Genomic DNA, 6,686 nt, shown 5'->3' on the forward strand with positions numbered 1-6,686 from the left:
TTCAGAAGAAACTGGCGCGGTCGCATCTTTAGCAGCTGGCTTTGTGATGATTACCGGCGTTTTTGGTGCAGTCATTGCACCGCTTGTGTTCAAACGCTTTAATATTACAAATGACGAGGAAAAAGGCCTTGCCCTAGGGCTCAGCGCACATGCCATTGGCACGGTTAAAGCTTTTGAAATTAGTTCCAAGTGCGGCGCTTATTCGATTCTTGCAATGATCGTCAATGGCATTTTTACCGCGATCTTACTGCCATTATGCTTCTGGTTGTTCTAGCAGCACACTCCTGGTTCATCGCTGAGATGGCACTCAGGAAATAACGACTCTTAAGACCTTGAAAATCAGAACGCTTTTCTAGCATACCCGGTTACTTCACTCACGCCCATCTCTCGACCGAGCGCCGTCAATGGATGCACGACTACAAGCCCTTTCACAGACTTCTTGAGTTTACCCATGTCTGCCTGCTCTTCTTTGAGAAGCGCTCGATGAAACTTCATTGCCTTAAGTTGAGCGCATTTACTACTTACGTCTGAAGCTTTTGCCTGCTTTAAAGCAGAAATCTGTTTATTGATAGACTCGATATCACGCTTTGTTTGCCCGACCAATACCTGATTAAAACGCTTCTCTGCGGCCACTAAGGTATTCCGTTTTTTGTCTAAGGTATTTTGTAGTGCTTGAAGGTCTTGCTTGAAACTCATGATAACTCCTGGCGCAAAGGGAACTACTGAATATTAGACGCAGTAGTCAAAGGGAGCGAGATTGTACAGTAATTAACCAAAGGATTCGATCACAATTCAAATAACCCGAGCCTCCAGCAATAACAGCGAGCCAAAAACTAAAAATTAGTGCATATACTCTACTACTAAAAATTAATGTGATGAACATCTCGTACTGTGAAGTTACGCACCAAAAATGTTTATAGTTTGCCGTATCTTGCGGCACAACAAGCCCCATACGGGATATTGTGATTTACTCGGGTATAAGGCTTTCAGATTAACTCAGGTGCTAGGCAGGTATGCGATGACTCAAGAATCTTCAATGGTAAAAGAGACCCTCAAAGGGAAAAATATTTTAATCACAGGGTGTACCGGGTTTCTCGGCAAAGTTGTACTCGAAAAAATTATTCGATCCACTCCCGATGTTGCCAGTATTCATTTACTCATTCGCGGCAACGCACGATACAATTCAGCTCAGGAACGTCTTGAGCAAGAAGTACTTAGCTCTTCAGTCTTTGGACACTTAAAGAGCCTAGATGAACAGGCATTCAAGAACTTTTGTCTGACAAAACTTAACATCGTCAGCGGCCAACTAACAGATAAGCTATTCGGCTTAGACGAAGATAGTTTTGATGAACTTGCTTCAAAAATCGACGTCATCGTAAACTCTGCTGCGAGTGTCGACTTTAGAGAACCGCTAGACAAGGCTCTAGCAATCAACACCTTAAGCTTAAAGAATATTATCGAATTATCGCAGCGTGGAGAAGGAACACCCGTTGTACAGGTTTCGACATGCTATGTTCATGGCTTAAACAAAGGTGAGATTTACGAAGAGACAACAGGGCCATATAAACGAAAAGTCCCACGCAATGCACAAGGTCACTATCTAGTCGAAGGTTTAATCCATTCACTACAAGACAGAATCGCACGCGCATTTTTGCCCTCAAGCACGAAAGAAGAACAAAAGAACGCCTTGGTTGACCTGGGGATCGAGCAAGCCCATCGCTACGGCTGGAATGACACTTATACCTTCACAAAGTGGCTTGGCGAGCAGCTACTAATAGAGAAACTAGATACGAGCTCTCTTGTCATACTTAGACCTTCAATTATCGAAAGTACACTTCGTGCGCCAGTACCTGGGTGGATTGAAGGCATAAAAGTTGCCGATGCCATTGTATTTGCCTACGCTCGTGGAAAAATCTCTTACTTCCCTGCTGACCCGCATGCAGCAATGGACATTATTCCCGCAGACTTAGTCGCTAATAGCGTTATTCTGTCCATGACCAAAGCACTGAAGTCACCCGGCGAAACAAACATTTACCAATGCTGCAGCAGCTCATCTAACCCGGTGACAGTTGCTGAACTAAAGCGCGCAATGGTTGATGAAGCCCAATCAAACTACAAGGCCTACCCAAAGCTGTTTAAGGCTAAAAAGCCTTCGAAAGAATTTACCTTTGTCTCTAAGTCTGTCTTTGAAGCATCGATGAAAGCAGCTCAAGTGCCGCTGGATATATTGCAAGACGTTCGATCAAAAATCGGCTTTAAAAAACGCAAAAACCGCATGCACAAGAATATAGATACAGCCTTAACCTTGTCGACCACGTTTTCTTTTTATGGTTTTCCCAAATACCGCTTTCATAATGGCAAGCTACTAGCCTTAGCTGAAGAGCTAGGCGAAAAGTCTGACGGAGAGTTCCCTGTCGATGCCAAGCTAATTAACTGGTATCGATATTTTGGTAAAACCCATTTAGCCGGCATTGAAAAATATGCGATAAACGAAGTTGCGAAAAATGCACTGGTTAAGCAGGTGAAGACCAAAGAATTGTCCGTTACTGACTAATAGATAAACTGAGCCTTTAGCCAGCCCCGATTGAACATTCCCTTAGTCTAATCGGGGCTGGCCTTTGTCTACTCGCTCAAGCTTACAGCGTCATAATGTACTGAACCAAATCTGAAACCTCCTCAGTATTCGATGTACACCATGGGTGTGGTGTCGCTGGTAAACCAACCGGGCCAGGTGTCCCCATTTCATCTACACCAAATTCACGACGCATCTTCTGGTAATCCCAGTAGTAGTGGTCGTCATCCCAAGACACTTCACTAAAGTATTTGTGCTTTTCGATAAAGCGGTTGCGCTTGTAACCTCGATCCAACCTGGTAATGTAGTCCGACTTGGGCACCCTGAATACATCGCCTCTGCGATTTAAGTCCGGTGTAGTAATCGGCTGATCGACAGAGCCGGGCGCAGGTCGAACCGGTGCATGCAAGGTGTAATATTGTTGGTACATTTCAGAGTTGCTATCACAACGAGCTGGAGATACCAGATCACTCATATTTCTCACGTGACCGTCAGATAGCAAGCCACGATTCTGCACCCAGTACATATCACGTAAGAATGTCGCGCGAATCGACTCGACCTCTTTTTGGTAAATCGTTGGAGAGAAAAATCTGCCAACTTCATCCAAACGCAACATCTTTTCATTTGTGTTGGCACCGACGCCATCATTGTGGCAGCTGCCGCAATCGCGATCGAAGGTCTCTTTACCTCTTGCTATCGCTGCAGAAACTTTTGGATAGGACTGCCAGCCCTGGCTAATAAACTGTCCTTCTTGCAATGCTGGTATTTCGCGCGTTTTCGTTACCTCTTTATCTGGTTGAGGTATCTTAATACCAAACCAGCCCCGCTTAGGCGGCTGCGGTACCATCTCGGTATAGGTCTCTATGACTGTACCGGTTTCTGTTTGGTCGACAAGTAAACCCTTCTGCTTCAACCAGCGATACATACCAATTTCACGTAGTAAGTCATCGTCCTCATCAAGCTGGGTCATGTACGCGGTTAAGGCTTGTAAAGGCGCTTTTCTCATTGCCCCTTGCGCACCGTCCGGCTCTTCTGCATGCACATAAGAACCTTCAAAACCGACATAGGATTCGGTATGCGACAGAGAACGTCGAATCGACATATAGTTGGTCACATTTGGAATTGCGATCGGTGAAAACTGATAATCATTATCGGTATGGCTGCCCTCTCCTTTGATTCTAACCAAGTTATGCTCACCGGCACCGGCAGGCATATGATAGATCAACATATCTTTGGCAACTTTTTCTTCTTCCGGTGCCCAGTCTGGCCCTGGCTCCTTCTCATAAATGCCCTTGAAGGTTTTTAGCGGCGTCTGTAAAACTGTCCACTTCATGGTCCATTCAGGGTTAGGCAAGCCAGGGAAAACCTTTGTTTCATCTTCGCCATTGACGTTTTGGTAAGTGATTTGATAACCGTGGCACGACGCACAGTTGAAACCGGCAAATTCACCCGGCCCTGTATAAGGGTGATTACCTTCTGCATAGCGATATCCTACCCAACCTGTATCTTTTGTATTGCCTTCAAGCTTGGCAGAACCCAAGGTGAGGAAGCCGGGGATCGGGGTTGGCATTGGGTAAGGATCAAAGTAAACATCATCCATCGCTTCATTCGGCACTTGCCCTCTGACCGTTTTATAGGCGCCAAACAACTCTCTCGGGTCAGCATAGCCTCCTTTAACCGGGTCAAACGAACGATAGTTAAAGATCGCCTTCCAATCCAGGTTTCGTACCGCATGTGCGACACCAATATTGTAGTCGTACGACCAGAATATCTTTCGACCTTCTGTCACCAAATCAGAGAAGTTCGGGTTATTAACATCTATATCAATCGGCGTGCTGGCAACGGCATCACTCAGCTGTGACACAACGTCACATTCATGCTGAAACGTATCGCTGATAATACGAGAGGTCTGTGCATCAATAACGGTATGTGGAGAACCTGGGTGTAGCAAGGACTCATTATAACCCGTTCGTTTTTGTACCTGCACAATCAAGGGACCGCTGCTAGCATGGTCAGGTACCCTGAATACAATACGGTCATCTTGCCAGCTAATAACGTTTTTATCCCATGCATCAACTTGCTGCTCTGTTTCGTAATTAACCTGATCTGACACAGCAAGCTTCTGATCAAACATACGTAAATCAGTTTCAAGAATACGGGTATTACCCAGCATGATTTTGCTAAAATCTATATCCACACCTGCACCGAAGTTTGAGCCGATTAGCGTGACAATATCGCCAGGTACAAGTACCGGGCTTTGAGTCCCCATACGAGTCCAGACAAGCTCATCACCCACCTTTATCATATCTATGAACGGCGTATTCAAGGCCTGAGACGCTGACTCGGCGCGTAAGGCTTCTCTCGCTAAATCACTGGCACAAACTTCTTCTTGGTGAGGAAATTCACCCGGTAAGCCTGAAAGGTCAATCGTAGCATTGGCAATGCTTGCGGATGCGGCCACAAGCACGGTGATGGTTTTCTTAACTAAACCCGGCATGGTTATCCCCTTGGATATCTTAATATATTTATTTTTATAGCCCAAAGAACACAATGTTTTACAGCTACCTTAGACTAAATAAGGGTGCAATTGAGCACTCACATTCTAAACTAGCCATTTCAACATTCCCCCCTCCCCAAGCAGGGGGAATAAACAAAGCACTTGAGAATTGAATATTTTATTCTGCAATTACAAATACTTAGAAATATAACGCTATATTCTACCAATCGACTCGATTCGTTAATACGTGAACCAATTCAAATTTTAATAGCGGGCCAGCCTCATTATGAATAGCCACTTTTTACCAACTTTTATGACAAATAGTGTCGAAGAGTTTTACACGTTCTGAAACCTACCTTTATAGCCTTGCGGACAAGTTACTGTAATAACTAAAGTTACAGAATCTGGTCTATTTCCTGCGTATTTTTTGATCAATAACTCACAATAAAACCAACACAATAGGAAGGAAACAGACAATGAAAAACATTATTTGGCATTTGTGTACAGCTGTCGTTCTATCCTTGTCTTCTTCAATTGCTTCGGCTGCAGTATTGGATATTGACTTTAATGGCTCTCAGTTCTTGCTAGGTACTTTCGACAGTGCAGAAACAGGCACTGATTTCTACAACTATGGTAGCCCTTGGGCAGCATCAGCGAACCCGGTTTACCCTGGAACCACAACCCCCATCCCCTTAGAAGCTGACGCCTTGCAGATATTTTCTCATGTGAATACGCTTACCAATGAATTGAGCTTTGGGGTAATTCTTGAAAGACCAAATGGAAGTGGAGGCGGCTCTTTTAATGCCAGCATTGACTTTTCTACACCCGCAGCACTGGCATTCTTAGATGACCCAAATGAAGGAGGTAATAGTGCACTGGGTACAACTAGCTCTATCAATATTGATTTGGATTGGGTGAATTGCTGTACCGATGGCTTTGTCATCAGCGGCTTCGACCCTGAAGACTTATTTATCGACCTGTACAATGTGACCGGTAGCGACTTGGACAGAGCAATATTTCTAAGTCCTGATGGCCAGAATACGCAGTTTGCTTTTCCCGATGACGTATTCTCAATCAGCATAGGTTCCTGTGACCCACAAACCGACCCCAATCAATGCGTGATTAGCGTATCTGAGCCCTCAACGTTTGCCCTACTAGCGTTTGGTTTATTTGGCATAGGTTTAATGAGGCGGCGCAGTATTGCTTAACGACTTCTTTTTCCATACAACCTATAAGGTATTCGCCTTATAGGTTCTCTTACTCTCTCTTTATGATTTAATTAACTGCTCTTCTTTCGCGGCCAAAATCATAAAAATAGATCTACCATCATTTCTTTTATAGAATCCCCTGAACAATCACTGAGCCGGACCAAAATTTCTGCAATGACTACTGTACAGAACCTCCTAAAGCAAGAACTAGGTGAAAACCTTAGACAATCGCCTGAACAGGTTTGCCGAGTATTCCATGGCAGAGGTCGGTTTTTTCCCTCATTTGAGAACCTCAATATTGAGTGGTATCCACCCGTTTTATTTGTCCAATGCTATGAAGGTGAGCTAAGCAACAATGAGCCTTCCGTCATTAAGGAGATCTTTGAAGAGCATGAGTTTATTCAAAGCG

The 6,686-nt window shown here is 44.4% G+C and carries 5 protein-coding genes and 1 pseudogene; 4 read left to right on the forward strand and 2 right to left on the reverse strand.

Translation table 11 applies throughout. The annotated features are described in order from the left end of the window. Positions 1–274, forward strand: a 274-nt coding sequence (locus tag A3766_RS22340; RefSeq protein ID WP_197479683.1) for an LrgB family protein, incomplete at its 5' end; no start/stop codon positions are given. A gap of 65 nt (positions 275–339) precedes the next feature. On the opposite strand, the gene A3766_RS22345 is transcribed toward A3766_RS22340, so the two are convergent. Continuing rightward, a complete protein-coding gene (locus tag A3766_RS22345; RefSeq protein WP_068554580.1) occupies positions 340–696 on the reverse strand; it encodes a YibL family ribosome-associated protein in 357 nt (118 codons plus the stop codon). A 322-nt stretch (positions 697–1,018) separates the two neighbouring features. Between A3766_RS22345 and A3766_RS22350 the strand changes: the two genes are divergently transcribed. Continuing rightward, the gene (locus A3766_RS22350; protein WP_068554578.1) at positions 1,019–2,554 is read left to right on the forward strand and encodes a fatty acyl-CoA reductase; all 1,536 of its coding nucleotides are present in this window, start codon (positions 1,019–1,021) and stop codon (positions 2,552–2,554) included. 82 nt (positions 2,555–2,636) lie between these two features. Here the strand turns inward: A3766_RS22350 and A3766_RS22355 are convergent, their stop codons facing one another. Beyond that, the gene (locus tag A3766_RS22355; protein ID WP_068514238.1) at positions 2,637–5,069 is read right to left on the reverse strand and encodes a hypothetical protein; all 2,433 of its coding nucleotides are present in this window, start codon (positions 5,067–5,069) and stop codon (positions 2,637–2,639) included. A gap of 476 nt (positions 5,070–5,545) precedes the next feature. On the opposite strand from A3766_RS22355, the gene A3766_RS22360 reads away from it, so the two are divergent. Both A3766_RS22360 and A3766_RS29860 read left to right on the forward strand, forming a co-directional pair. Continuing rightward, complete coding sequence (locus tag A3766_RS22360) at positions 5,546–6,277, forward strand: PEP-CTERM sorting domain-containing protein (RefSeq protein WP_068514235.1); 732 nt, start codon at positions 5,546–5,548, stop codon at positions 6,275–6,277. Positions 6,278–6,451: 174 nt separating this feature from the next. Beyond that, positions 6,452–6,686: pseudogene (locus A3766_RS29860) on the forward strand (class I SAM-dependent methyltransferase); the annotation flags it as partial.

It is taken from the genome of Oleiphilus sp. HI0132, from assembly GCF_001635845.1.